This window comes from Arthrobacter gyeryongensis, from assembly GCF_039543785.1.
In the GTDB taxonomy this organism is placed as follows: domain Bacteria; phylum Actinomycetota; class Actinomycetes; order Actinomycetales; family Micrococcaceae; genus Arthrobacter; species Arthrobacter gyeryongensis.
Map to the genome: position 1 here is coordinate 25,932 of NZ_BAABKK010000004.1, position 25,730 is coordinate 51,661.

At 61.3% G+C, this 25,730-nt stretch carries 22 protein-coding genes; 6 read left to right on the forward strand and 16 right to left on the reverse strand.

Annotated features, from left to right (window positions below):
* Positions 1–15: 15 nt before the first annotated feature.
* Positions 16–2,301: a hypothetical protein gene (locus ABEA18_RS02620; protein WP_345447784.1), complete on the reverse strand. Its 2,286-nt coding sequence runs from the start codon at positions 2,299–2,301 to the stop codon at positions 16–18.
* A 512-nt stretch (positions 2,302–2,813) separates the two neighbouring features.
* On the opposite strand from ABEA18_RS02620, the gene ABEA18_RS02625 reads away from it, so the two are divergent.
* On the forward strand, positions 2,814–4,487 hold the full coding sequence (locus ABEA18_RS02625; RefSeq protein ID WP_345447785.1) for a nuclease-related domain-containing DEAD/DEAH box helicase: 1,674 nt from the start codon (positions 2,814–2,816) through the stop codon (positions 4,485–4,487).
* A gap of 279 nt (positions 4,488–4,766) precedes the next feature.
* Positions 4,767–5,549, forward strand: coding sequence for a hypothetical protein (locus tag ABEA18_RS02630; protein ID WP_345447786.1), 783 nt, complete (start codon positions 4,767–4,769; stop codon positions 5,547–5,549).
* A gap of 457 nt (positions 5,550–6,006) precedes the next feature.
* On the opposite strand, the gene ABEA18_RS02635 is transcribed toward ABEA18_RS02630, so the two are convergent.
* A complete protein-coding gene (locus ABEA18_RS02635; RefSeq protein ID WP_345447787.1) occupies positions 6,007–6,942 on the reverse strand; it encodes a 2-hydroxyacid dehydrogenase in 936 nt (311 codons plus the stop codon).
* A gap of 208 nt (positions 6,943–7,150) precedes the next feature.
* On the opposite strand from ABEA18_RS02635, the gene ABEA18_RS02640 reads away from it, so the two are divergent.
* The gene (locus tag ABEA18_RS02640) at positions 7,151–7,714 is read left to right on the forward strand and encodes a hypothetical protein (protein WP_345447788.1); all 564 of its coding nucleotides are present in this window, start codon (positions 7,151–7,153) and stop codon (positions 7,712–7,714) included.
* 128 nt (positions 7,715–7,842) lie between these two features.
* The gene (locus tag ABEA18_RS02645; protein ID WP_345447789.1) at positions 7,843–8,817 is read left to right on the forward strand and encodes an aldo/keto reductase; all 975 of its coding nucleotides are present in this window, start codon (positions 7,843–7,845) and stop codon (positions 8,815–8,817) included.
* Between the two features lie 490 nt (positions 8,818–9,307).
* Here ABEA18_RS02645 and ABEA18_RS02650 read toward each other — a convergent pair whose 3' ends face one another.
* From ABEA18_RS02650 to ABEA18_RS02660, 3 genes are all read right to left on the reverse strand, one after another.
* Positions 9,308–10,414 carry an ABC transporter substrate-binding protein gene (locus tag ABEA18_RS02650; protein ID WP_345447790.1) on the reverse strand — a complete coding sequence of 369 codons (1,107 nt, stop codon included), beginning with the start codon at positions 10,412–10,414 and terminating at the stop codon, positions 9,308–9,310.
* Between the two features lie 66 nt (positions 10,415–10,480).
* Positions 10,481–11,335, reverse strand: a complete 855-nt coding sequence (locus ABEA18_RS02655; RefSeq protein WP_284991788.1) for an ABC transporter permease — start codon at positions 11,333–11,335, stop codon at positions 10,481–10,483.
* 26 nt (positions 11,336–11,361) lie between these two features.
* Positions 11,362–12,219: an ABC transporter ATP-binding protein gene (locus ABEA18_RS02660; RefSeq protein ID WP_345447791.1), complete on the reverse strand. Its 858-nt coding sequence runs from the start codon at positions 12,217–12,219 to the stop codon at positions 11,362–11,364.
* 213 nt (positions 12,220–12,432) lie between these two features.
* Here ABEA18_RS02660 and ABEA18_RS02665 point away from each other — a divergent pair, with 213 nt between their 5' ends.
* Positions 12,433–13,101, forward strand: coding sequence for a response regulator (locus tag ABEA18_RS02665; RefSeq protein WP_345447792.1), 669 nt, complete (start codon positions 12,433–12,435; stop codon positions 13,099–13,101).
* A 37-nt stretch (positions 13,102–13,138) separates the two neighbouring features.
* Here the strand turns inward: ABEA18_RS02665 and ABEA18_RS02670 are convergent, their stop codons facing one another.
* Both ABEA18_RS02670 and ABEA18_RS02675 read right to left on the reverse strand, forming a co-directional pair.
* Positions 13,139–13,699, reverse strand: coding sequence for a YceI family protein (locus ABEA18_RS02670; RefSeq protein WP_345447793.1), 561 nt, complete (start codon positions 13,697–13,699; stop codon positions 13,139–13,141).
* Between the two features lie 104 nt (positions 13,700–13,803).
* The gene (locus ABEA18_RS02675) at positions 13,804–14,343 is read right to left on the reverse strand and encodes a flavodoxin domain-containing protein (protein WP_345447794.1); all 540 of its coding nucleotides are present in this window, start codon (positions 14,341–14,343) and stop codon (positions 13,804–13,806) included.
* A 108-nt stretch (positions 14,344–14,451) separates the two neighbouring features.
* Here ABEA18_RS02675 and ABEA18_RS02680 point away from each other — a divergent pair, with 108 nt between their 5' ends.
* Entirely contained in the window at positions 14,452–15,795 is a 1,344-nt protein-coding gene (locus tag ABEA18_RS02680) for a DUF2254 domain-containing protein (protein ID WP_345447795.1), read from the forward strand.
* Positions 15,796–15,808: 13 nt separating this feature from the next.
* Here ABEA18_RS02680 and ABEA18_RS02685 read toward each other — a convergent pair whose 3' ends face one another.
* The 9 genes from ABEA18_RS02685 to ABEA18_RS02725 all read right to left on the reverse strand — a co-directional run bounded on the left by ABEA18_RS02685 (position 15,809) and on the right by ABEA18_RS02725 (position 25,489).
* Positions 15,809–17,200 carry an APC family permease gene (locus ABEA18_RS02685; protein WP_345447796.1) on the reverse strand — a complete coding sequence of 464 codons (1,392 nt, stop codon included), beginning with the start codon at positions 17,198–17,200 and terminating at the stop codon, positions 15,809–15,811.
* A gap of 117 nt (positions 17,201–17,317) precedes the next feature.
* The gene (locus tag ABEA18_RS02690) at positions 17,318–17,746 is read right to left on the reverse strand and encodes an ester cyclase (protein ID WP_345447797.1); all 429 of its coding nucleotides are present in this window, start codon (positions 17,744–17,746) and stop codon (positions 17,318–17,320) included.
* Positions 17,747–17,776: 30 nt separating this feature from the next.
* Positions 17,777–18,607: a DUF2182 domain-containing protein gene (locus ABEA18_RS02695; protein WP_345447798.1), complete on the reverse strand. Its 831-nt coding sequence runs from the start codon at positions 18,605–18,607 to the stop codon at positions 17,777–17,779.
* Positions 18,604–19,221, reverse strand: coding sequence for a DUF1326 domain-containing protein (locus ABEA18_RS02700; RefSeq protein WP_345447799.1), 618 nt, complete (start codon positions 19,219–19,221; stop codon positions 18,604–18,606). The genes ABEA18_RS02695 and ABEA18_RS02700 overlap by 4 nt, the downstream gene beginning before the upstream one ends.
* 222 nt (positions 19,222–19,443) lie before the next feature.
* Entirely contained in the window at positions 19,444–19,998 is a 555-nt protein-coding gene (locus ABEA18_RS02705; protein ID WP_345447800.1) for a hypothetical protein, read from the reverse strand.
* A 252-nt stretch (positions 19,999–20,250) separates the two neighbouring features.
* Positions 20,251–20,691, reverse strand: a complete 441-nt coding sequence (locus tag ABEA18_RS02710; protein ID WP_345447801.1) for a hypothetical protein — start codon at positions 20,689–20,691, stop codon at positions 20,251–20,253.
* 228 nt (positions 20,692–20,919) lie between these two features.
* A complete protein-coding gene (locus ABEA18_RS02715) occupies positions 20,920–22,107 on the reverse strand; it encodes a glycosyltransferase 87 family protein (protein WP_345447802.1) in 1,188 nt (395 codons plus the stop codon).
* A gap of 191 nt (positions 22,108–22,298) precedes the next feature.
* The gene (locus ABEA18_RS02720; protein ID WP_345447803.1) at positions 22,299–22,574 is read right to left on the reverse strand and encodes a DUF6355 family natural product biosynthesis protein; all 276 of its coding nucleotides are present in this window, start codon (positions 22,572–22,574) and stop codon (positions 22,299–22,301) included.
* Between the two features lie 353 nt (positions 22,575–22,927).
* Entirely contained in the window at positions 22,928–25,489 is a 2,562-nt protein-coding gene (locus tag ABEA18_RS02725; protein WP_345447804.1) for a LuxR C-terminal-related transcriptional regulator, read from the reverse strand.
* Between the last annotated feature and the right edge of the window lie 241 nt (positions 25,490–25,730).

The window sequence follows — 25,730 nt, forward strand, 5'->3', positions numbered from 1 at the left end:
TGAAGGAGCTGATTCTCAAAGATTGCTGAGTCCTCGAGTTGGCGCGCGAGAGTTGAGAATTCGTGGCGGGATCCGGCTCCGAGGTAAAACAGTGCATCGATGAGCGCTGTCCACGGGGCAGTGGCAGACCCGACGGCGGGGAGCGCAGTTCTTACGCGGGGCGGCCAGATCCCGACTAGTTTGGTCCTTCGGAATCCGCGTTGGATGGCGTTTGCTCATTCCGCACTGTGTGCAGACCCCATACATCCACCTCGATTTTGGCCACTTTCCATCGAAGAGCGGGAGGTTCCAACGGTGGCGCCCCGTCACGATGCAGGAGTCCGCCGGTGGACCTGCCACAAGCAAAGGCGGAGACTTCGGATCCACCCGCCCTTGGCTGTTCCAGTCCGGTCGGCTGGCCACCTTGCGAGGCGTATAACGAACTACGGCGCCCGAAACCGCAATACCATCGACCCCTGGCGTTGCCGCATCTTCGCTGGGAACAGCTTGGATTGGCCACAACGGATCCCCCAGATCGTGGCAAAGCGACCTGAAACGTTGTGAGCAATCCGGGCTGGGAACCCACGAGCTCCTGAGTTTCACAGCCAGCGTCTGAAGGGTCGTCTTGCCTCGCCTCAAAGAAAGTGTGAAGTCGTCGACCCCTTCCAGGATGTCGGTCAAGTTCACCACCGCAGGGACGGACAGTCCACGGCTGATAACGGTCTCTTCCGTTTGGAGGGTCTCGGCGTTGCGAGTCAGAATCGCAAGGTCAACCGGGTCGTCCGTTTCGGAAGCGATGATTACGTGAATTGGGCTAAACGCGCTCCAGCGCGGCAGCCGTCCGGGCAGCTTGAGACCACCCGAGATAGTCATTTGAGTTGAGAGTCTCGGCTGAAAGGCAGAAAGATCACTTCCCGTCACCAGCGCGGGCTCCGGCGCGCGCAAGAGTACGACGTCCTTGAAGACTGTCCATCCTCGCGGCACACCCCCGGTACCGCCTGGAACTGCAGCAAATCCCGGCTGGGCTGCGTCGGAAAGGATCTTCTGAACCGCAGCAACCAGCTGAGGTTCATCCCGAACGAGGAGGCGAGAAAGGACGGCTGCATTGATTCGATCCGATTCAACATAAGCCGCCGAAAAGGCATCTCGAGTCAAGATGACGACCTTCTTGGGGAATCGCCCCAGCTTAAGGCCGGAACTCAAATGGATCTGAAGATCACCGCTGACAGCGGAGCCGACGTCCAGCCCCACGGCCCGGAAATCAAAGCCAGCGGAACCTACGCCGATTAGGTCTAGAGGGAATTCGCGGGCTGCCCCGTCAAGCCCTTCTATTCGGCACATGTCTCCCGGGGATACGTTAGGCCCAGCCATCAGTCCAAACCGCATCTCCGATCGGAGCGCTACCCTGGCGTCCCTCAACGTCAGGAGCGCCCGCTGGTTCTTTTGTCCAGGGAGGGTCTGGCCGCTGCCGCCGAGCTGCCCAGCACCATCCCAAGTCGCAAGCTCGCCGAGCGCAATCTCGACGATCCGGTTTTGCAACTCCGTTGAAGCCCACATCTTTCGGAGAACCGCGTTGGCCGTCGTTCGAGCAGATGCGATCCAGACGTCAATGGCGCCGTGCATGTCGATGTGCGACACGGCTGTTCCCGGGAGAAACCCCTGTTCCTCGAACATCTTCTTCAAATTGCGGCGCTCGCGTTCGCGAACCAGGGCTTGAGAAATCGGCAGGCCGACATAGCGGTGCATCAGCGCATAAGCACTAGGTAGCCCCCTCTGGCCATCCTGGTCCTCAAGCCACAGGCTCAGTGATTCCCAATAAGCCTCGCTCGACTTGGTGAACGAAACGCGAAACCTGCCGGATTCCTCGCGGGGTATTCCCAGGAGACCCTCGAGGCTCGAGTAATAGCTCGATTCGGCGGCGCCGGTGTCAATGTTTGCGCTTCCCATACGTTCAGCCGCCGATGAGAACAAGACTAAAAGCGCGATGTGAGGAGGCGGAGGTATCTCAATCGAGTCCCTAATCGCATTGCGCCTTCTTGCCACCCAGGACTTCGTCATCAGGTCGAAGTCGGCAAAGAATGCCCGGCCCGATTGCTTCCAGCAAAGCTTCTCGCCAACAGCTCGCGCCAAGGATTCATCGGCGTCATTCAGCCCAACCCCGACATCACGGCAAGCCTGCTCAAATGGGTCGTCATCCTTGTCCAAATAGACGAGCTCACCGGCCTTGTCTCGGCCGAAGAACGCACGCGCCAGGGCCGCATTCCAGTCCGCATAGCTCGTGATTGCCGCTTTCGAGACATCCTTGTCGGCTATTTCTACCACTGGCGACTACCCCCTAATAAAACAAACCTATTGCGCGCAAGATTAGCCGGTGCCATAGACAATTCGACACCACGGCACGCAAGAACACGGCCGACGGCACTTCACCCCACCTAGCGACCAGCTCAGTGCAGGTGTCCTGCTGCCACTCGGCGGATCCTTTGCTCTGCAGTGAGTTCGAAGTGAGGGCGCCCCGGTTGGCTTGCTAATCTCCAGAAAGCGGCATTCCATTGACTGGCCAATGTCAGTTAGCGTGCGCATCCACGACTATTTGGAACTCTGCCTATTGAGCGCCGCTTGGAACGAGGAGAGGCACCCAATCCGCTAAGGCCGGCTGAGGCTCAACAAGACCAAGTCCTCGCGTGATACAAGCTGCCCTCGCCATTCATGTTCTTGCCACGTAATCGGGGTCGTGAACTGTTCATGCGCCTGCTGAACAATGGGGCTGCTGGGGAGCTGACCATAGGATAGGCGCAGGATCACGCCCCTGACAGGGCGACGAGCAGGGGGCAGTAATGAGGTGCATACCGGAGGAACCGGAATTCGGCGACGGTCAGCTGGCGGAAAAGGCTGTCTGGGACGCACTGAGGACGAGCCTCCCAGACGACGTTGTCCTGGCCCACTCGGTCCAAGTGCGTGACGGCCGGGCCGAGCACGAGATCGACCTGCTTGTCCTCTGGCCAGGCGTCGGGTTAGGGGCCATCGAGGTGAAGGGCGGGCAGGTCACCATTGCCGATGGGCAGTGGTACCAGTCCGATCGGAGCGGAAAACACAAGATCCAGAGTCCGGTGGCGCAATCACAGAGCTCCCTGCACGCTTTCAAGAACTGGCTTGAGAAACAACTTGGTTCGCGTCTAAGTAGCCGGTGCGCATACATGGTGAGCCTGCCCTACACGGCTGTACGCAACGACTGGGCTATGGCCGGCTGCCCCCGCTCGCTCATCCTTGACCAGACCGACAGCAAGTCCCCCGCCGAGCTGGTGCGCCGGGCGATAGAGAACGAAGGTGGCGGGGCCTCCCCCTTGGCCCCGGCTTTCCTGGAACGCATCGTTCGTCAGCTGAGCGGAGACTTGGACACGGCCGTCGGGACCTCCCGAAATCCCAAGGAGAATGAAGACGCGCAAGACCATCTCACCGAACGTCAGGCAGTGTTGCTCCAAGCAACACGGTCACTCCCCCGGATCCGGTTTACAGGTGGTGCGGGCAGCGGGAAGACTTGGCTGGCAGTGGAGAAGGCCCGCCTGCTCAGCAAACAGGGCAAACGCGTCGGCCTCTTCTGCTACAACAAGGGCCTCGGACAATACCTGCAGGACCGGGTTGCCACTTGGCGTCAAGCCAAGCCCGTCTTCACCGGCGAATTCCACGAATACGTGCGCGGGCTTGGCGTTCCCGACGGTTCCGGGCAGGCCTACTTTGACGAGGAGATGCCGCGCCTCCTTAAGAAGCTCGCGGCCGGGCTGGAGCCGCACGAGCGGCTGGACGCCATCGTCGTCGATGAGGCGCAGGACTTTGCCCCGCTGTGGTGGGAAGCGCTGCTGGCCTGCACCAAAGACCCCGACGGCGGCGAGGTCTTCGCGTTCATGGATGACCGCCAAGACGTCTACCGCAGATGGAGCGGCGCGACGGCGGACCTGACCTACGGACCCACGGCAACCTTTGTGCCCATCCACATTGATGAGAACCTCCGCAACACCCGCAAAATCGCCGAAACGTTCAGACCCTTCGCAGGGGAACACTTCACTCCCCGTGGCAGCACTGGCCTGCCTGTCCGCTTCGTAAATTGCCCCGCTGACGAGGCGCTCGACATCGGCGGGGACTGCGTGGACGCTCTCATCGCTGAAGGCTGGGCCAACAACCAGATTGCGCTCCTCACCACAAAGAAACGGCACCCGGTTCATCTGGACTACTTCGAACGGGGCGCCACTGAAGACTACTGGCGTGAGTTCCACGCAGGAGATGCAGAGTTCTATGGCCACGTTTTGGGATTCAAGGGCCTGGAACGATCCGTTGTAGTCCTCTGCGTCAACGGGTTCAAGGACATGGACCGGGCGGCCGAACAGCTCTACGTGGGATTGTCTCGGGCGCGGAGCCTGCTGGTGGTAGTGGGTGATTCCGGCCTGCTGGAAGAGGCGGGTGGTCGGGAGCTGAAGCTTGCGTTAGCGCGGGCGGAGAGCTGGGTGCCTGGGTGAGCGAAACGATGACAGTTAGCCGCAGTTTGCACAGTGCAGGAGACTTGGAATAAGTTCAGGGCGCTTTTCTGGGTATGCGTCATTAGCCCATTCGAGCGTGCATGAATTCTTAACTTTGAACCAACGTGGACCCAAATTGCAGGGCGTCACGGTATGATTCATTTTGTAGTCGGCTAGCGCTTTATTTACTCATCAACCCCCAAGTGGACGCTCAGGATTCTTGTCGTTTAGGAATGAACAGAAGGTGAGCGTTTGTGAAATGTCGCAAGGAGCCGGCCCGTGAATAACCCCCAATCGGATGGTTCGCCCGAGGACAACCTCAGGCAGAGCAGTGAACCCTCGATGCCCAATGATGGCCTCCTCCAAGATACCGATCCGTCCGGGAGTGAGGAAGCTGCGACCACGGGGAACCCCACAGATCCGCCGACGAAGGTTTGTCCGAAATGTAGCGTTCAAACCAAGACCTTCGGCAGCTTTTGCCCGAATTGCGGTTCTGGCTATGACACTCAGCGCCGTTTTGCAAAAATCAACAAGCGTGCCGCGTTCATTGTCGCGGCTGTTCTGATCGCGGTGATTGTTGGAATCGGAATCGCCCTTAACGTTCAGCACACGAATCAGGTGAACGCGGAGCAGGCCGCGGCAACAGCAGCCGCCGAAGCCGAGAAGAAGCGTGAATCTGATGCAGCACAGGCATCGGCATCAGCGGCAGCACAGGCATCGGCATCAGCGGCAGCACAGGCATCGGCATCAGCGGCAGCCGCAAAACAAGCAGCCGATGCCTCCGAGCGGAAGCGGCGCCAGGCAATAGTCACGGCCCTCGAGGATTCCGTGCTAAAGGATGCACAGTCGCGCGTCACTGATGGCATTCTCACTGGGCCCATTACGCTTGCGTCGTGCACTGCGTTGGGCGGTGGCTCATCGGATGACCTGACGGCAATTACGGGTACGTTCCAATGCATTGCAGTCAACAAAACCAATGCAGACGGGTCCTCGTCCGGCTATCGTTTCTCCGCAACCGTCAACTGGAACGCCTCCAGCTATTCTTGGCATCTGGGGAGCTAACCAGTAGCCGTTCGCACTACCACCGAGGCAGCACTCGGCGTTCTGGCAGGCCCATTTGGGCGTACCTGTTCAACCTTGCCGGTCGTGGGATAAATCCGAATTTCCTCGTCAATGCAACAACCCTCGAACTCAGTCTTCGGCATGGATTCGCGCACATCAGGCAGGATCGTGCCAAACGCGATCGGATAGGCCTCATTGGCGCAAACCGGGCACGTGGGGATAGTTACAGTCTTCTTTGCGGGTTTCGTCTCGTTAGTTATGCGTGAAATGATGCCGGCCCACGGATATTCGACGGAAATGACAAAAAATTCAATGCCGCTTTTAATTTTTGTAACTGAGCCGCCACTCCACCACGAACCCGTTGTCCCTCCACCAACGAGTCTGTAGCAGCCATCAATGCACTCAGCCCTCAGCACCGTCGTTCGCTCAGCCGCAAGCGCCGCTGCCCCTCACCCCACTATCCAGCCATTGACTCCCGACCCAGCACCACGTTCACCGGCTCCTCACCAGCCATGAGCAACGAGATCTGCTTCTGGATCAGCCGGACCATCCGGGGGAACATCGCCGAGCTTGCCCCGCCCACATGGGGCGTGATCAGCACACCGGGCACCGCCCACAAGGGATGGTCCGCCGGCAGGGGCTCCGGGTCGGTCACGTCCAAGGCAGCACGTAACCGTCCCGAGGACGTCTCGCGCAGCAAGGCGTCCGTGTCTACCACCGGACCCCGCGCCACGTTCACCAACAATGCGCCGTCCGGCATAGCCTCCAGGAACCGAGCATCCACCAGCCCACGGGTTTGCTCGGACAAAGGCACGCTAACCACGACGATCTCGTTGAGCGGCAATTGTTCGTACAGCGAGTCGATGCCGTAGATCCGGCCATGTTCATCGTCCCGTTCGCGGCTTGCCATCCGCATCACCAGTGCTTCGAACGAAAGCAGCCTGGCTCCAATGGCTTTGCCTACTCCGCCGTAGCCAACCAGGAGAACGCGGCGGTCCGCCAGGCTGGGTCGCTGGCCGTAGCCCCACGTTCCGGACGCCTGGTTACGCACAAAGTCCGGAATCCCGCGCTGGCTGGCGATCATCATCCCCAAGGCGAGTTCCGCCGTCGACGTCTCATGGACGCCGGCCGCGTTGGCGAAAACGCATCCCGACGGCAAGACGTCAGCGACGCCGTCGTACCCTATCGACTGGCTCTGCACGAGCCTGACCGTCACGCCATCCAGCGCCGTGAGCGCGTCTGGCCGGCCCATGTAGGGCGGCACCAGGAGATCGAAGCCGTCCGCCGGGGCGGGACCAGTCAAGTCCCACACCAGGAACTCGACGTCGGCGGAGGGTTCCATGGCTTCCAGGAGTTTCTGGTCGGGCAAGCACACCCGCAACCGAGCGGTCACCGGGCCGACACCAGATTGACGCTCGCAGCACACAGCGCGGTTTCGCTCATTTCCCTTTTCCTGCTTCCCTTTGCCGGTCGACTTAGCCGGACGGCATGTCGTGTTCCAACACCAACTTACTTTCCGCCGCGGTCCGCGGCCCGTTTCGGACATCGGCACGTGAGTCCATGTCTGGGACAACGCGTGGGACCCGGGCCTATAGTGTGGCATGACCGGGAAGCAAGCGAGGATAAAGCGTCTGCTGGCGATCGCCCTTGGCTATGCCTTTGGCGCGGCTTTTGCTTCGATCGTCTTTCTGTCGCTCGGTTGGGAAAAACCCAACTCACTTCCCATTTTCTTCATCACTTTGGTGGCCGCTTGGCTTGTTTCGCCAGTGGCAACCCGCGTGATTGACCGACTCAGGTTCAAGCTATGGCGACGGCGCGGGTGGACCGAAGTTTGGGTTCGTTCGCCAGAACCATTGCCCGGCGGCCTGGCCAACGGCTGGGTGCGGGGCCTGCTTTCCGTCCGCGCGCCGCTTGTTGACTTCGTGACAAATGAGTCTCGGGATGGTTCATGGGTCAATCCAGCTACTTTCCTCGTCAATGGGCGCATCCCCCCGGACCGCGGACACTTGGAGCTGTCGGAGTTCGCGGAAGTCAATTTCGGACCGGGTTTCCGAGTTGTCTCACTCCAGACCACACGGGGACCCATCGATGTGGCCGGGTATCCCGAGGCCATCGACCAACTCGATGCGGAACTGTTCGGCCAATCCGGAGTTGCCAGTCGGTAGCTTCTCCGCTCTCCCTGCCCCAACGTTGTCCCTCCTCCCCCAACCTGCCTATAGTGGCCCTACCCGCACCCCTCCCTGAGCACCGTCCTGCTGTCCAGCACGTTCTGCCACCTACAGGAGAGAACCCCATGGAAAACCGCACGCTTGGTTCATTGACCGTTTCTGCCCTCGGCCTCGGCTGCATGGGCATGAGTGAGTTCTACGGCGAAGGGGACGACCGCGAGTCCCTCGCCACCATCAACGCCTTCCTCGACGCCGGCGGCAGCCTGTTGGACACCGCCGACATGTACGGCCCCTTCACCAACGAAAAGCTCGTGGGCAAGGCCATCGCCGGCCGGCGTGACGACGTCGTTCTGGCCACGAAGTTCGGAAACGAACGCCGCGAAGACGGATCCTTCCTGCGCGTCAACGGCAGGCCCGAATACGTCCGCTCCGCCTGCGACGCCAGCCTGCAACGCCTCGGCGTCGATTACATCGACCTGTACTACCAGCACCGCGTGGACAAGACCGTCCCCATCGAAGACACCGTCGGCGCCATGGCCGAACTGGTCCAGGCCGGAAAGGTCCGGCACCTGGGACTCTCCGAGGCCGCGCCGGACACCATCCGACGCGCCCACGCCGTCCATCCCATCACCGCTTTGCAGACCGAGTACTCCCTCTGGGAACGGGAGCCCGAAACGAAGGTCTTCCCGGTGTTGGCCGAGCTGGGTATCGGATTCGTTCCGTACAGCCCTCTCGGCCGCGGGTTCCTGACGGGCCAACTGCGCAGCGAGGCGGACTTCGCCGAGAACGACTACCGCCGGCACTCCCCCAGGTTCCAAGGAGACAACTTCAAGCGCAACCTCGAGCTCGTGGACCGGGTGAAAGAACTCGCCGACCAGAAGCAATGCACCCCGGGGCAGCTGGCCCTCGCGTGGCTGCTGGCTCAGGGCGAGCACATCGTCCCGATCCCCGGCACCAAGAAGCGCGAACGCCTGGCAGAAAACCTGGGGGCCACCGCCGTCGTACTCTCCGAAGATGACCGGAAGCGCCTCGACGAACTGGCCCCGGCAGGGTCCGCTGCGGGATCCCGCTACCCCAACATGGCGAGCATAGACACCTGAGCCCAGACGCCCACTTATGAGCGCTTCCGAGCCGCACTCAATTTAGCGAGCGCGACCACTCAATTGCGCCCCAAAGCACACTCAATTTAGACGGTCCGGCCGCCTATCTAGGGAATCGGGTTCTAGACTTCTCACACGCCGGGTCGTTCACTTCCGGGGCCGACCGGTACTCAATTTGATCAGCCTCCAGCCATATGCCGGAGACTCTATGAGGGCCGTGAGGGAGGTCTGCAAGATGTCTGGTCGTGCTGTTGTATTTGCCGCTGTAGCAACAGGCTTACTTGTGTTCGTCGTTCCATACGTTATCTGGGGACTGTTCGGTGTTGCTCCCAACGGGACCGAGACGTTGATCGCCGTCGTTCTACTCTGGGTCACTGTCTGGACGGTCAACAGAACAAGGTCCCAACCAAGATGAAGATCGCCTGAGAAAACAAAACAATCGGCCTGCGTGGATTACCACGCAGGCCGATCGTCTGGGAGCTAGATGGGATTAGCCGTCGTTGCCAGCAGGGGTGCTGGTGGCGGTGTAGCCCTCCAGCTTGAGCGCGGCCTGGGCGTACTTCTGGGTGAAGGTGTCGGCGATGTTGACCTTGGAGGTGTCAACGCCGATGGTCTTCTCTTCGTCGAAGATCGTCTTCGGGCCACCTGCAGGCATGATGCCGTCCGGGAGGAACTGACCCTTGTCCTGGTTCAGTGCGGCAACGTACTGGTCCTTGGAGATGGTGCTGTTCTGGACGTAGGACTGGGGCAGCTTATCGGCGATCTCCTGGGCGGAGTGGGTGCTGATCCAGTGCATCGTGTCCACAAGGGCGTTGACGACCTTCTGAGCTGCGTCCTCGTGGGTCTTGACCCAGTCAGACTGGGCCAGAAGGCCGGCCGACGGCAAGGTGCCGCCAAGAGCTGCCTTGGCTCCGTCAGAGGTAGCCAGGTCGATCGCGGAAACGGCGAGGTTCTTGTTCTCAAGGGCGCCAACGGTCGGCTGGGTGGTCATGACGCAGTCAGCGGACCCGCGCTGGATCGCTGCGATTGCGGTCGCACCGGCGCCGACGGCGATCGTGTGGTAATCACTCTTCGCGAGGCCGGCCTTCGCAGCGATGAACTGGGTGAGCTCATCGGTTCCCGAGCCGAGGTCGGTGACGCCTACGGTCTTGCCCTTGAGGTCTGCGCCCGTCTTTACGTTCGCCTTGGGGTTGCACATGATGCGTTCGCCCGGAGCGCTCGAGAGCTGCACGAGGTTGATGACGTTCTTGCCCTTGGACTGGAAGTCGACCGTGTGGACGTACCAAGCACCGGCCATGTCCACCTGCCCGGATGCCATTGCGTCTTCGGCGCCGACGCCACCCTGGGACTCGGTGGAAAGCTCCATCTTGACGCCGTACTTCTGGTAGAAGCCGAGCTGCTCTGCGAGCTGGTACGGCAGGTAGATCTGCTTGTCGATACCGCCGACCATGAGCTTCACGGTGGGCATCGAGGCGGTGTCCGCGGCAGCACTGCCGCTTGCCGTGCTGTTGCTGCTTGCGGTGCTGGTGCCGCAAGCCGCGAGGCTCAGGGCGATCACTCCGGCAGCGCCGACGGCGTAGATCTTGTTCTTCATCATGGTTGTGCTTTTCCTTCTATTTTGAGGATTCGAGCGTTGGGTAAGTGGAATGGAAGACGGCGAGCGTCAGATCGCCTGTGCTTCGGAACGGTTTGGTGGCCGCCATTTGAGGAGCGTGTGCTCTAGCAGGGCGATGAGGTATTCCGCGCCGAGCGTGATGACCGCGATGATCACCATGCAGGCGAAGACCGTGTTGGGATCGAAGGTCCCCTGTGCCTGGCTGATGATGAGGCCGATTCCCTGCTGGGCGCCGAGCACTTCAGCAACAAGCGCACCGATGATCGCGAAACCGAATGCCGTGTGCAAGCTCGCGATGATCCAGGTCATTGCCGAAGGAATGGTCACGTGGATCGCTACCTGAAGCGGCGATGCACCCAGGACGCGAACGTTACCGACCAGGTTCTGGTCCACTTCGCGGACGCCCTGGAAGGCGTTGAAGAAGACGACGAAGAAGACCAGGACCGCTGCGAGCAGCACCTTCGGGAAGACGCCGAGGCCGAACGCCACGATGAAGATGGACCCGAGGACGATTCTGGGGATGGAGTTCACAATCCGGATGTACGGGCCGACAACTTCGGACAGGTACTTGTTCGAGCCAAGCAGGATTCCGAGCACGACGCCGACGAGCGTACCGAGCGCGAAGCCGTAAATCGCCTCCTGCATGGTGACCCAGAGGTTCTCCCAGATGGTGCCGAATGCCGTGCCCTTGGTGAAGAGATCCACCAGGCTGTTCCAGATTTCGGAAGGCTGGCCGAAGAAGAACTTGTCCACCCAGCCGGCGGTCGTGAACCACTGCCAGCCGCCGATCACGATGACCGCGAGGATGGCCCGGCCGGCCCAAACCCATGTGGTGCGGCGGTTCATGGCACGCCGGGCGGAATTCTTAAGTTCACTCGCTTGTGCTTTTTCTTGCTCTTGCACGGGAGCACCTCTACTGATTGTGGTTGTCATGCTGCTACACCCGCCGATTGCTTGTAGGCGCGGGTGACTTCGTCCTTCAAGGACTCCCAGATCTGGCCCTGCAGCTCCAGGAATCGCTCCTCGTGCCGGATCTTCTGGACATCTCCACGCGGCCTGGGCAGATCGATGTCGAAGACATCCTTGATGGTGCCCGGGCTGCTGGTCATGATGACCACCTTGTCGGCGAGCGCCACTGCCTCGTCGAGGTCGTGCGTGATGAACAGGACCGAGGGGCGCAGTTCCTCCCAGAGCTGCAGCAGTTCGTTCTGCATGATGGCCTTGGTCTGCACGTCGAGTGCGCCGAACGGCTCATCCATCAAGAGGATGCGCGGGTTGTTGATCAGCGCCGCCGCCATGGCGACGCGCTTGCGCATACCGCCGGACAACTGGTGCGGGTAACGGTCTTCGAAGCCCGCCAGGCCCACGCGGCGCAGCCAATCTCTTGCGAGCAGGGTGGCTTCCTTCTTGGGCGTCCCGAGCAGGACCGGGCCGATCAACACGTTTCCGAGAACGGTCTTCCAAGGGAAGAGCGCGTCCGCTTGGAACATGTAGCTGACGCCGTTGGTGATGCCGTCAACGAGCTGATCGTGGACCCGCACCGAGCCGGCGCTTGGCCGCTCCAGGCCGGAAACCTGGGCCAGGGTGGTGGATTTGCCGCAGCCCGTGGGCCCGACGATTGCGCAGAACTCGCCGGGTTCGACCCTCAGCGTCACATCGCGGATGGCAGTGAATGTCTCGTTCTTGGGAGTGAGGTAACGCTTGGTCAACCCGACGATGTCGATGCCCGCGGCGTCGTCAGCCCTCTCGGGGGCCCCGGGCGGCCGGTTGGGGTGGATAGCATTCATTTGCTAAGACCTCTCTGTCTTTGGAATCCCTTCATTGGGATTTCCTTGAATTCGTGATGTGGATCACGGCAACTGTGTCAAGCTTAGGAAGCGATCATCAGGCCCAGAAGTCTTCAGTAAGTTGTGCGCCTTAGCCGCAAAAGTGCACGTTTTGTGCGTTTTCTGCTGTCGCCTCACCTACTGAGGAAATGCACGGGGAAGGAGCCCGAAACGTTGATTAGGACATTGGTGGTTGACGACGATTTCCGGGTCGCCGGAATCCACGCTGCCCGCGTGGCCAGGGTGGACGGTTTCGAATGCGTCGGTCAGGTGTACACCGCTGCAGCCGCGCGGGAGGCGATCGAGCGCCTCAACCCCGACTTGCTCTTGCTGGATGTACACCTGCCGGACGAGGACGGGATCTCGATGCTGCGGTCCCTGCAGGCGGCCGGAACCGACGTCGATTGCATCGTCATTACAGCGGCCCAGGACCTGGCCACCGTCAAGTCAGCGATGACAAGCGGCGCGGTCTACTACATGGTCAAGCCCTTCAGCTTTGACCGGCTCCGAACGCAGTTGGAGGCGTACCGGAACTGGCGGCAGGAGCTGGATTCCGCTTCAACTGCCGACCAGGCAACTATTGATAGCCTCTACAACGCGCGCTCTGCCGGGGTCAGGCCCGCGGCACCGGCGCCGCGCCTGCAACCCACCATGCAAAAAGCGCTCGACGCCGTCCGCGCCGCCGGGGGTCCCGTCAGTGCTGCTGAGATCGCCGGACAGCTAGGTGTCAGCCGCCCGACGGCCCAGCGTTACCTCAGTGTCCTGGAGCAAAAAGGCCTTCTCGTCTTGGACCTCACGTATGGCGGCACCGGCCGCCCGCTCAACTCCTACACTGTGAGTTGAGCGGACGGCCGGCTACCTTTTGAATACTCGGCGCTGACTACTCGGCTGCGGGCTCGCCTTGCTTCACGAGGGCAGCCTCGAGGTTGATCTTCACTTTGTCGCTCACCAGGAAACCGCCGGTCTCCAAAGCTGCGTTCCACGTCAGCCCGAAGTCCTTGCGGCTGATTTCGGTTTCGGCGGAGAACCCGGCGCGGGTCGCGCCGAAAGGATCAACCGCGACGCCGGTGAACTCCACTTCCAGCTCCACCGGCTTGGTGATTCCCCGGATGGTGAGGTCGCCCGTGAGAGTGTAGTCGTCGCCGTCGCCCTCTACGCTGGTGGCCCGGAAGGTCATCTCCGGGAACTTCTCGACGTCGAAGAAGTCGGCGCCGCGGACGTGGCCGTCACGGTTGGCGTCTCCGGAGTCGAAGCTCGCGGTCTTGACGGTTGCATGCAGGGACGCGTCGGCCAGGGACTCGCGGACACGGGCCTCGGCGCTCGCGTCCGTGAAGCGGCCGCGGACCTTGCTGATGCCGGCGTGCCGGACGCTGAAGCCGATCTCGCTGTGGGACATGTCCAGCAACCAGGTGCCGGAGGTCAAACCTTTGGGAAGAGTCATTTTTTGGATCTCCTGATTCGAAAGAATTTCGCTTGGATCGATCCCTTCCACCCTTGTTGAGCCTCGGCATGAAGTCAAGGATTCTGGTGCGATCCGGCCCTTGCCTAAGCGGCGGGGGCTGCCAGTCCAGCCAGGAAGTCCTCCGTGAACCGCCTCACCCCGTCCCACTCGGTGTAGACGTAGTCGCGCGAGGTATCGATGTCCAGGCTGCCCTTGTCGCGGGCGATCTTCTTCATCATGGCGCGTTTGATGAAACCGTAATGGGTGTAGAGGAGGGCACCGCTGAAGAGCCCCACATGGGCCGGACGCCACCCGGTCTCAGCCTCGAACTTCTCCACATAACCCTCGGCGTTCACTTCATCGCCCTGGGAAGCAAGGCTGACTGAGAAGAACGCGGAGGGGAGGCGCTGAAGCGCGGCGGTGTTTTTCCGTACAAAGTCCCGGATATAGCCCTCATGCTTGCCCACATGGACGGATGCACCCACCACGACGGCGTCGTAACCGTCCGCCAGCGTATCCCAGGACTTCTTGATGTCCGCCGTCTGCACCTCGTGGCCATGGCCACGAGCGACGTCGGCAATATATTCAGCGATCTTGGCCGTCTGTCCTTCAACGGTCCCGTAAGCAATATAGATGTTGGCCATATGCCAGTCTGTCCCGGCTCCGGGCGGCCGTTATAGGGTCCAAGGTCCTCCGGGAATTCAACAGGTCTCCCCTTGACTGGCGAGGACCGTCGGCAGAGAGTGTCACATGTGAGGCGTGATGCCGTTCGGGAGTATCTGGCGAGTGCCCTGTGGGCGATGCCGACCTGCGCCGTCGTCGTCGCGATCATCGCGGGCGCGGGCCTTTCAGCGGTGCAGCTCGACGCTACGTCACCGTTCGCCGTCCTCCTCTTCCAAGGGACATCCGACGACGCACGGAACCTGCTCATCGGTATCGCGAGCACCATGGTGACGGTCATCGCCGTCGTGCTCGGCCTCACCGTCGTGGCACTGCAGCTCGCGTCGACGCAGTTCAGCCCACGGCTGCTGCGGAACTTCCTGCGCGACATCCCCAACCAGGTAACCCTCAGCGCTTTCGTCGCCACGTTCGCCTACAGCACGGCGGGCCTCTACACGGTCGGCATCGCCGCCGGACAGCGCACCCAGGACTACCCTCGCCTCGCGGTAAGCGGCGCACTCCTGCTGCTGTTCGTGAGCATGGTCATGCTCGTCTTCTTCGCCCACCACCTGTCCCACTCGATCCAGGTGGACCAAGTCATGAAGGGGGTTGAGAAGGCCACGCTCAAGGTGATCGCGCGGTCCTTCGTCCCTGGTGATCCCGGAATCCGCATGCCGAACCCGCCGCCCGGCGCCACGGCCTTGCTGGTACCGCAGTCCGGATATGTCCAGGCCTTCCATGTCGAGGCGTTCGTCGGGGTGCTCGCGAGCCGGGGCCTCACTGCCCGGATGGTGCCCATGATCGGCCGACACGTCGTCGCCGGTTCCCCGCTCGCCTGGGTATGGGAGACCACCGGCGAGGGCGCGCGTCCTCTAGCGCCCGACGACGGCACTGAACTGCGCCGGGCGCTCGCCCAGAGCGTACGGATTGGTTACGAGCGGACCCTCGAGCAGGACGTCGCCTTCGGGATCCGGCAACTCGCCGACGTCGCGTCCAAAGCGCTCTCGCCCGCCATCAACGATCCCTACACCGCGAACCAAGCGGTGGACCACCTCGGCTCGATCCTCGCCGCCCTCTCACTCCGGCAGCACGGGCCGCAGGCCGTGGCGGACGCGCAAGGCACGGTCAGGCTGCACGTCCCGGGCCGCGATTTCGCCTATCTCGTGGATCTGGCCCTCGGACAGGTGCGCCGGTACGGCGCGAACGAGCCTCGCGTCGTCAGGGCCCTGTTGCGCGTGTGCCGTGAGCTCGTGTGGTTCGGCGACGCGGCCCACCACGCCGTCGTGCGGCGCTACGTCGAGACCCTCATGAGCGACGTGACCCGGCTCGTGGCCCAGCCGGCCGATCGCGAACCCCTCCTCGCGGAGGGCGCGGCGCTGCTCCAAGCGTTCGACGTCGCGGACGGCACGAGCGACGCGGGGGACGCCGGCAGCTAGCTCGGTGCGAGCATCACTCGATTTCTGCTTCCGCGGCTACATTGCGGATGCCGCGGGGGCGTCCCGCTTTGGTCCAGAGCCGGTAGAGGAGGCCTGCGACGGCGAGGGCGGCGGCGAGGCTGACGATCGGGAAGCCGCGGGAGAGATTGGCGATCAGGGTGAAGGCCACAGCGAAGGCTCCGACGGTGTTGAGGATGACGGCTCGCGGCTGGCGGTCCCTCCGGGCCAAGAGTGCCATGGAAACCAGGCCGCCGAGGAAGCTGAGGAAGACCGCGACGGCGTAGAACAGGACAAGCTCCTGGTCGTCGCCGCCGGCGATGGCTGTCACTGCACCGGCCAGGACGATGAATACCGCCACGCCCCAATAGGGCGTGTGGTGGTGGTTGGTACGGCCCAGGAAGAGCGGAAGGACGCCGATGGTCTCACCGTGGGGGTTGCTGTGGCGCGCCAGGGCTTTGAGCAATCCCGGTCCCGCCTGGAAACCCGAGGAAGCGGCCGCGAGGAGCAGCAGGGCAGTGACGAGTTGGAAGGCGGCGAACACGGGCGCCGGGGCAGCGAGGCGGGCGAGTTCGGCGATCTGTGTGCTGTCCTTCGGCGGAATGCCGATGTGCAGCTGCGCGGCCTCCACGGCGAGGCCCAGCGTGATGGAGCCGACGATGCCGAGGGTCAGCCAGAGAGTGAGCTGCCCGAAGCGTCGCTTCCCGTCAGTGTCGAGCTGCCCGAGCTGGGCAACCGCCGAGGTCGCCGCTTCCACACCGGTCGCCATGGCCATGGCGACCGGGAACGCAAGCACCACGGCAAGGACCGGTGGATGCCCGGGAGCGCCGGCGATCGTACTGAGCGGTTTAGGTGCTGCGCCCAGGCCGTAGAGAAGGACGACAACGGAAACGACGATGAAGGCCATTGTCATCGCTGCGAAGACCAACCTGCCAAGGTGACCGAACCACGTCGCCGCACCGACGAGGACCACCAAGCCGAGTCCGAGCAACAAACGCCAGGGAGCAAGGGCGGGGAAATAGGCGATCACCGCCGAGGACCCCGCCGAGACGCTGATCGCGATAGTGAGCAGGAAATCCACCACCAGCGCGCCGATCGGGATGAAGGACCAGCCGTCTCCGAAGGCCTCACCCACCGCGGCCGGCGCCCCGCCACCTCTCGGGTAGCGCGCGACGAGTTGCCGGTAGTTCACGATCACCAAGGCGACGATGGCTACCACCAGGACCATCGCCGGGACCAGCAACGCCAAATCGCCGTCCAGGGCGCGCAGGGCCGCTTCGATGGCGTACGCGACGGAGGAGACGGGGTCGGCCATGACCGCGAAGGCAAACGCCAAGAGCAGTGCGGTGCGGGAACGCAGGCCTCTTCCCAGTCCACCTCCGGGGGACGTTCCGCTCGGAATTTTCACTGGGATCTCCGGTTCCATGACAGCCCTATCGAGCTGCCGACCAGACTTCCCGGCTCACCTCCGAATGCCTCCCGCCCGCAGCTAGGAGCGCGGGCGGGAGACGCTATTGGGGAATCGCTACTGGGGTACGACGCCGATCTGCTGCATGAGGCTCAGGTTGTTCGTGGTTCCCCAGTGCTCAGCCACTTTGCCGTCCTCGACGCGAATAATGTCGGTGCTGTCGAATTCGACGCTGTTGCCCGATGCTGGAACGCCCGCCATTTCCCCACTGTGCGTGCCCGTGAGAACTACGTGGCACGCCTCCAGGTTTCCGTCAGCCAGCGCCGGCTCGATCGTTTTGACCTTGATATCCGGGAACGCGGCTCGGATGGCGTTGACGAAGAACCGGGCGCCCTCCTTGCCGGGCGGTTGCCCAGGAAGCGCCTGTTCGTGATCGATCAAGTTATCCGTAGCCAGTTCATCAATGAGATCGAGATTTCCACCCTCGAGGATTTCTTTGTAAAAGCGCTCGATCAGTTTACTGCCAGCCATTTCCGACTCCTTCATGAATGAGACCGTCCCATTTTTCCCCCGCACTTACATCCCGACGCCGGGTACCATCGCGGGCGCAAAGGCGATCGCCACGGCGATCAGGGCGAGCGCGACGGCGACCAATCGGTTGGCGATCCGCTTCCACGGAAGCATCTTCTCCAAGGCAATGAACGCCCCCACTACAGCCATCCAGCCGACGCTCATCACGCCGAGCGCGAAGAGTGCCACCATCAGCGCCCAGCAGCAGGCAACGCACCACGCGCCGTGCTCGAGTCCGAGGCGCAGCGCGCCAAGGCGTCCATAGCGGATGCGGCGCAAGATGAAGTCCATCGGCGTCCGGCATTTCATCAAGGAGACGTTCTTGGCGGGCGTCAGTTGGTAAACGGCCGCCACAAAAATCACTCCGGCCGCCAGGTAGCGACCACCCGGATCGGAGACAAACAAACCGGGGATGAGGGACGCGACCATCGCGTAGAGCGCGTACGCGGCGAGGCCAAAGATCGTCCAGGAGATGAGGTAGCCGGCCACGAACACCGCCGTGGAACCCTGCGGGGCATAGCGACCGCTCTCCCGACGGTGGTGGGTGATCCTGGCGTAAGCAACCACCATGGGCGCCACCGACGGAAACATCATCGCCGCGAGCATCACCACCCAGGTGGTGAGGAAGAAGCCGAGCGGCCCCGGATCTGTCCAACGCCCCATGTCCATCCCCGCCGTTTGCACGGCAGAAACGATCCAGCTCACCGCCGCGAGGATCAGCAATACAGCAACCAGGCCGGCCTCGCGTGGATCCAAGTTGAAAGCTGTGGCGCGCGGCGTACCGCCCGCCACAGCTCCCCGATTCAACTTTCTACGAGGCAGGTTCCCGGCTGTCATGCCCTGCCCTTGGGGGCGCCTTCAGCCATTTCGCTTGCGTAGGCGAACTCTCCGCTCTCGCCGTAGATCCCATCGAAGTCCAGGCCGAAGAGATCCGAGTGGCCTGGCGCCTTCCCGATCATGTAGTCGGACGCGAAGGCGTACATCGCGTTCTTGACGGTGGTGACGCTGCCACCCGGGCCGGGCAGCGTTTCCAGTGTGTAGTTCACACTGTCTCCCACCGAGGCCGACGGGTTGTCGCCATCCGAGAACGCGACGGCGGCCCGCTGAACGCCCAGCCATTCGCCGTACAGGGCAGCCAGATCCCCGAACGGTCCGCCGACTTCGCCGTGCAGGATGCTTTCGAGGGCGGTCGCCTGCCCGTCGGAAGCGCCTTCATCGACGACGACGCCGATCTTCCAACCGCCCGCGGTCAGGTTCGACGGGAAGAAATTGACGAAGGCGAAGTCGACACCCGAAAGGTCGGTGTCATCGAGCTTCCCGTTCGCAACATGGAACACTGCCACGCCGCGGCACTCGCCGTTGGCACTGTTGGGCCGACTGTCCACCGGACAGGGACAGATCAAAGCGCAACTGCAATTGGCAACATATTTTCCGGACATTTCCCAAGACATTGAGGACTCTCCTCGCTAGTTCATTCGACTAGCGGAGCTCCCCCAGAGGCAGCGCCGAAAACACTCACTTTGAGACCCACGAACCTCGTAAGGCCGAGATTATTCCCACAGGATAGGGGTGTCAACAAGCTCTGCTAATGCAAAGTGCGAGCGCCCCGAAGAAGCACTTCAGGGCGACTGGCGGCTTGACAAAACCGCAGGTCAGGGGGAAGTCTCCGATCTTCAGTTTCCCGTGGCCGGGACCACGTCCCCAAGCTCGAGGCGGACCGGGCAGCCGAGCCGCGCTTCGTAGGCGGCGGCCAGGGCACTGCTGTCTGCGCCATCTGAAACCGTGACCACCACACGGGATCCGTCATTGGACATCCCGACGACACGGACCCGCGCTTCTTCCTTCAAAAGAGTTCTCGCACGATCCATGACAATTCCCGGAACACAGGCTGCAGAACGGAGCGAGATGTCAACGCCGGGGAGTTGGCCGCGCAAGCGTGAGATCCGGTCGTTCTCGGGACCGTGCCACGTGATGACCAGCTTCCCCTGTTCAAGGGCGACCGACCCGAAGTTGGGGTCGCCGCTTAACTCCTTCGTGATGAGGCTTGCCGCTGATGACAGTGCCCCGTCTTGCGGTGCCGCTTCGGTATTCTGGACCGGATCGGTAGCTTGTATTGAGCCGGCATGACGTTGGACGCCTCCGTCGCAGGCAGTCAACGCGGCTCCGGAGAGCAGCATCAGCAGAGCGCCCGAGTACCTAAGGAAGGTCATGCGGCTCAAGGAGATCATCTCGCTAATGTAAGTGATAAATTAATCTCGGATAATTGTTCCTGCGATTCTAGCGCCGTGACCGAACTACGCCGCGTGATCGGATCGAAGCTAGGCGTGCTCTGCCGCTGGATACTCAAGCTGCGGGGAACGTCGCCAGGCGATGGTGTCAAGAACCTGCTTCCCGACTCGGGGCGTCACCCGGGCCGGGACAAATGCGACGTCGCAGTCAGAAGGCGACTCTTATGCCGGTAAATACCTAGAAACCCCCAGCTACAAGGCCCTCACGAATGATTGAACTAGGAGGTCATCGGCGCTGAAGTTGCCTGCCCACGATGCAAAACTTTCGTTGATCGCAAGCATGTACAACGTGGCGCGGAAGGTGCCTTCGTAGGTGCCGTTAAGTCCCAATGAAATAAGAGGATAGAAGTCCTTGTGCCCATCAAAGCTGGCAAAGATTCCTTCCAGAAGCTTCTCGCGGTCCGGACTAAGGAACCACTCCGACGGGGCATCAGCCTTCGCCTCTGCGTATCTCGGGTCCGTTTCCTCCCACGAGTCGAGCCATTCCGCAGGCGCATCGAGCACAGCGTCAACTTCGATGGTCGTACCTCTTAAGATGCCACGAATTGTGTGCCAGGAACTCTCCAGCCTCCCAAGCCCCGAGTCACCCAACTCAGGGCCTGTGACCCTGATTCTTAGTGTTGTTGTGTCCATTTGAGCCTGCTCGGGCAATCCGAGACGCGGTTCATCAGGGTGCATTCTCGGCCGTACATAAGCATGTCCGTCGGCTCCCGTGAACAGGCAACCCCGCGCTTCGACCAAGCTTCCGTCTCGGACAGGAAGTAAGAGCGGGCGTCGGCTTGATGCACTATTTCTATCCATAGGATGTACTGACCTCTCATTGGAATTGTCCGGCACCGGTATTGCCGGAGCGCAGAATTTCTAGAGCCTGGCCGGGCGTCCTTCCAAGCGGCCCTGGGAAAGTGTTGCCGCCGCGAGTGGCGAGGTGCGGCTCCTTAGCGCGAAGAACGTCCCTATCGTTGCGATTGAAATAAGCAGCAAAGACTCACGTAGGAGTATGCCCAGGGGGGCGAGCATGATCGTACCGTTCTGCAGCATGTGTTCACCCAGATCCGTTCCATGGATCAGCAGAACCAGCGCGGCGGCGGCTACGAAGATCCGGGTGCGCGTCCGTCCCAGGAACCAAAGCACGATAAGGGCCGGGATCAGATACACCCAGTGATGCACCCAACTCACAGGTGAGACAAGATTGGCAGTCATTCCGACGGTCAGAACCGCCGCCAGCGTTTGTCCCGCACGGAAGACCGCCGCAGCAGCCAACAAGCCGAGAATGGCCACAACGATAACGATGACCTTGGAGGGCGAGACCGCCCAATGCCCTATCGCCCCGGCCGCCCCCTGTATGGAGTTGTTGCCCGCGCTGGCGAACTGGGTGCCCAGATCAACCTTTGAGCTGAGCTGCCACACATTTGAGAACCAATAGCTGAATGACATGGTGGGAAACATGATCCCCCCGATAATTACTGTCCCGGCGAAACCGGCAATGGCGGAGACCGCCATATGCCATTGCCTTGTCATCAAGAGATATGGAATGAAGATGGCGGGAGTCAGCTTGATACCGGCAGCGACCCCGATCAACACCCCTTTCGGAACGAACCGGGACCACCTTCCATTGGTGTGACGAACGAAATCCGCGAGACAGAGTCCGGCGAGGAACAAGTTGATCTGACCCCACACCAAGTGCTGGGCGACGACGGTGGAACAACAGCCCAGCAAAAGAAGCGCGAGCCAAATCGTCCGGCGCCTAGGCAAAGACTGCGGCAGGCAAACACCAATGATGAACGCCAAAATTGCTACGCAACCCGTGGTCCACAGCATGAAGGACACCTGGGTAGGAAACAAACTCGTGACAGATAGGAGCGAAGCTGCAAACGGCGTGTAGACGAAAGGCAGACCCTCGGACGGCAGAAGTTCCCCAAAAATGTTGCGGGCATAAATGTCTTCCCCGAGCCAAGACGCTACGGAAGCGTACCGATAAATCAAGAAGTCCACCGGAGGGTAGACGCCGATATTGAGCTGATACAGGTTGGCAAAGACGATCCCGAGCACCGGGACAATTGTCATCACTGGCCACATCCGAACAGCGCTGCTCAAGGTGTCGGCTAATTCGAAATGACGCTTCCGATACGACTTAGTAAGCATTCTGCCAATCCGTTCAGGTGCTTTACAGAAGACTACGTGGCCAGCATCTCCCGGAGGCGCCGACGGCGGCCCGTCAATTCTGGTTGTCTTGCTGATGGTTAGCAGCGTCGCAAGTAGAAGGCATTTGTAATCTCCCAAATGCCATAGTCTCCAGGAGGCCGGAGGATGGTGTTGCCTGGTCCTACGCACTGAAAGTAGTTGCCGACAACCTGGTCAATCTGCAGATAGGCGTTCCCTGGTCCGCAATGGTTGTACATGTCGTAGTCTGCCGTCTTGTAGTAGCCACACGGCGCGGCGGATGCAGCCGGTGCCGCTAACGCGAGAGCGGCGACTCCCAGAATGGCGGCGGCGCCAACGGCACTGGCTCTCTTCAAGGTTCTTGACTTCGAATTCACACTGTCCTCCTGGAGGTGATCGTGGGTAGGGCGCCCGGTGAGGCAGGTGCTTCACGAACGAAAATATGCAGGCCAGATAAATTAGTCAAGACATTTCAATAACAGGTCGGAGGACTTTAATTCCAAGGTCAAAACCAGAATTGATTGATGCATCCGTGCAGGCCTCGATATTACTCAATTACGACCTTGGCACCACTCAATTTGACGCCCATGCATACTCAATTTCGAGTATTCAACATTCAATATGAGCAAAACACTTGACACTGGTAGATAGGGAGTGCACTCATACTCCCAGCTGAATTGCGGCCGAGGATCTGCAGCCGGTTGCCCAGTTACCCGCCATCTGTTTGGGAGTTTCGCGCGTGCTCATGAAGGGACTGGCGCGTGGTGGTTCCGGTCTTGGCAAGGGCTCTGGAGATGTGGTTTTCCACGGTCCGGGGACTGATCCCCAGGAGGGCAGCGATTTCGGGGGTGCGTTGGCTGCCTGCCAGAATGGCGATTTCCCTCTCCCGAGGAGTCAAACCCTGGGAATGCCCTCCTGTGTCGAGGGTCAGTTGTACCCCTTGTGGCGGGAAGCGGTTTTCGAAGGTTGAGATGATCTGATGAAAAGTCTTGGCCAACCCCCGGTGGCGTTTGAGGAGGTGACCCTTCACCACGCCTTTCAGGAGCCTTGTGATCGCGGGAAGGTCGGAGTCGGCTTCGTATTGGTCCAACAGGATTTTTAGCAGTTGGTGGTCGCGGTCACGAATGGCACCGGCGATGGCGAGGAACTGGGCATGGGTGCTCACGCCGTTTTCCTGCAGTAGCCGTTGCGTGGTCTCCAGGATCTTGTGTCCGGGGTAAAGGGACAACATGAACAATGAGGCGTACACGGCTTCGGTGATGTAACCGCGATCCAATTGTTGTTCCAGAAGGTCCGCAGCCTTTTCGTCAAAGTCGGCTGGATCGGCGTATTTCCGGGTAACGAGCTCATAGACCGCTTTGCCGGTACCGGGCAGGGGCCCAATGTCAGCGACGTCTTTGCGTGCTTGGATCCCGAGGGAGGCGGCATTCTTGCCGGGGCCGGCCAGTGCGCGAAGCCCGGCGATTCTGAGCATCGCGTCGTGGAGGAAGCTCACCAGGAAGCCGGGCCGGCCGAGCGCGAAAACGCTAGTCATTACACAGTCAGCTTCCTTGCTGAGTCCTTGTTGTGTCATGGCCAGTACCGCAACGTAGCTGCTCGCGACGAAGCCGAACTGATCAAGGCGGCGCCGCGCTGCGGCACGTTGACTGAGGGAGAAGATCACTGCTTCTTCGCCGTGGCCGGCAATATGGAGCGCGAGTCCGCGGACGAAGGGTTCCATGCCTGCGGCAAGGCCGAAGCCGTCTGCTGAATCAAGGGCCCGGAGGGCAGCCTGGGCGTCGAAGCGGTAGAGCTCCAGAATGCCCCGGATGACTGGCAGAACGCCGCTCTCGTGGTGGCGGCTGCGGAGCCTGTCCAGGGTTTCGTCGAGGTTTGAGGGCATTCGGTCGAAGGACGCCTCGAGGTAGAGCGCGAACGCTTGGGCTTCTGCCTCCCAATCGGGGTGAGCTTGGCCGATCGCCTGGAGTATGCCCTTCGCGACAGATGCTTCCCCGCCGCTGACGATGGCCCACAGCGCCCGGGTCATGGCGAAGAAGAAGTGATCGCCGGAATCAGCTCCTACCGCCTGAGTTTCGCTGAAGACTTGTTCGATGCGTGAGGGATCGATCGGGCCGCCCCAGTAGAACTTGAGGAACGCTGCTGCGCTGGCCATGGTCTTTTCGGACTCCCAGACGCTGAATTGTGATTCCTCCAGTTCCCGTAGCTGTTCTTGGAAGTGCTGCGTCGCAGCTGTGCCGCCGCGGGCTTCACTCCGCAGGTCTCCGATCAGTTCGGCCAGAAGCTCAGGCGAGGACCTCTTTACCGGCGGGTCATGGGTAGCGATCTCCCGGTTACTCCGATCCGCCAGCACCCTGCGGGAGGATCGGACGTGATGGTCGCGGAAATGGTCGACAACAATGTGAGGGCTGACGCTTACCCACATGGCTCCAGCGCTGTCTTCGGTGAGCGCAACCAGCCCCCGCATTTCGAGCCTGTCCAGGATATCTACCTCAACTACTGGCTTCAGGGACCCCAGCGTCCGGGCTCCCACCACGGACAGGGTATGCAAAGCCGTCCGCTCATCCGCGCTTAGTCCGTGAAGGAGTTCCTGGACGGTGCTCTGGAGATATTCGTTCCAGAGTGTGTGCCCACCCATGCTCCACTGTCCGTCATGGAGGATAAGTTGCTTGCTCAGCTCCGCGCTTTGGGCGATCCTGACCACGAGTCGCGGGTTGCCTCCGGATTTCATGAGCACGGCCGTGGTCAAATCCACGTCCGGCGGCGACCCGAGTGTCTGCGCCAGGAGTTTGTTGACTTGATCGTAGTGAAGAGGACTAAGTCGTATCGTTGTCTCCGGCCATCGGGCAGGCGTGAACACGGAGGCCCCTGGGTCCAGTGGGTGATCGTCCATCGTCACCACCAGCGGCCGTTCGGTCCGCCTCTGAACAATGTCAATGACTGCCGCTGATTCCTTGTCGAGCTCTTCGATATCGTCAACAACTATTGCCCGGGCGCCTCGCTGGGCCAACTGTTCGGCGAACACATTCGCGACTCCTAGCGGCCCATTTTCTTGCCCGCGTCCTTCCAGTCCGAGTGAGCCAATCCCTGCGAACGGGGTCTCATTCAGGAACCGCGAACCCGAGATGCTGTAGACCGTGAACCCGGCCTTTTCGAGTCCAGCTGCGATCGACTGCAGGACCGTTGATTTTCCACTTCCGGGGCCGCCGACGATCCGAACATTCACACCTCGAGCCACGTAGTCGAGTGCCCGCCGGACTTCCTCTTCGAACACTTCCCAACTCCTAACGCAGACACCCCAACTTTGAAATGTGAGCCTAGTGGCCTTCCAAATCTGAGGAGAGCGCCCCAGTGCCCTAGCCTGACAATCTATCCAACGCTACGGGCGAAAATGATCACTGAGTGTGCATTGCACTGAAATTGAGTGGGCATCGCACTGAAAATGAGTGGTCGAGGTGCCTCGGAGTAGGTGGAAGGGCTTATCCATTCACAGCGGGTCTCAGAGCCGTGCGATC

What these genes read in the sequence shown, in the direction of transcription:
- ABEA18_RS02625 (WP_345447785.1), top strand. Translation starts at nt 2,814, where the DNA reads ATGAGGTGCATACCGGAGGAACCGGAATTCGGCGACGGTCAGCTGGCG.
- ABEA18_RS02640 (WP_345447788.1), top strand. Translation starts at nt 7,151, where the DNA reads ATGACCGGGAAGCAAGCGAGGATAAAGCGTCTGCTGGCGATCGCCCTT.
- ABEA18_RS02645 (WP_345447789.1), top strand. Translation starts at nt 7,843, where the DNA reads ATGGAAAACCGCACGCTTGGTTCATTGACCGTTTCTGCCCTCGGCCTC.
- ABEA18_RS02650 (WP_345447790.1), bottom strand. Translation starts at nt 10,414, where the DNA reads ATGATGAAGAACAAGATCTACGCCGTCGGCGCTGCCGGAGTGATCGCC.
- ABEA18_RS02660 (WP_345447791.1), bottom strand. Translation starts at nt 12,219, where the DNA reads ATGAATGCTATCCACCCCAACCGGCCGCCCGGGGCCCCCGAGAGGGCT.
- ABEA18_RS02670 (WP_345447793.1), bottom strand. Translation starts at nt 13,699, where the DNA reads ATGACTCTTCCCAAAGGTTTGACCTCCGGCACCTGGTTGCTGGACATG.
- ABEA18_RS02675 (WP_345447794.1), bottom strand. Translation starts at nt 14,343, where the DNA reads ATGGCCAACATCTATATTGCTTACGGGACCGTTGAAGGACAGACGGCC.
- ABEA18_RS02690 (WP_345447797.1), bottom strand. Translation starts at nt 17,746, where the DNA reads ATGAAGGAGTCGGAAATGGCTGGCAGTAAACTGATCGAGCGCTTTTAC.
- ABEA18_RS02695 (WP_345447798.1), bottom strand. Translation starts at nt 18,607, where the DNA reads ATGACAGCCGGGAACCTGCCTCGTAGAAAGTTGAATCGGGGAGCTGTG.
- ABEA18_RS02700 (WP_345447799.1), bottom strand. Translation starts at nt 19,221, where the DNA reads ATGTCTTGGGAAATGTCCGGAAAATATGTTGCCAATTGCAGTTGCGCT.
- ABEA18_RS02705 (WP_345447800.1), bottom strand. Translation starts at nt 19,998, where the DNA reads ATGATCTCCTTGAGCCGCATGACCTTCCTTAGGTACTCGGGCGCTCTG.
- ABEA18_RS02710 (WP_345447801.1), bottom strand. Translation starts at nt 20,691, where the DNA reads ATGGACACAACAACACTAAGAATCAGGGTCACAGGCCCTGAGTTGGGT.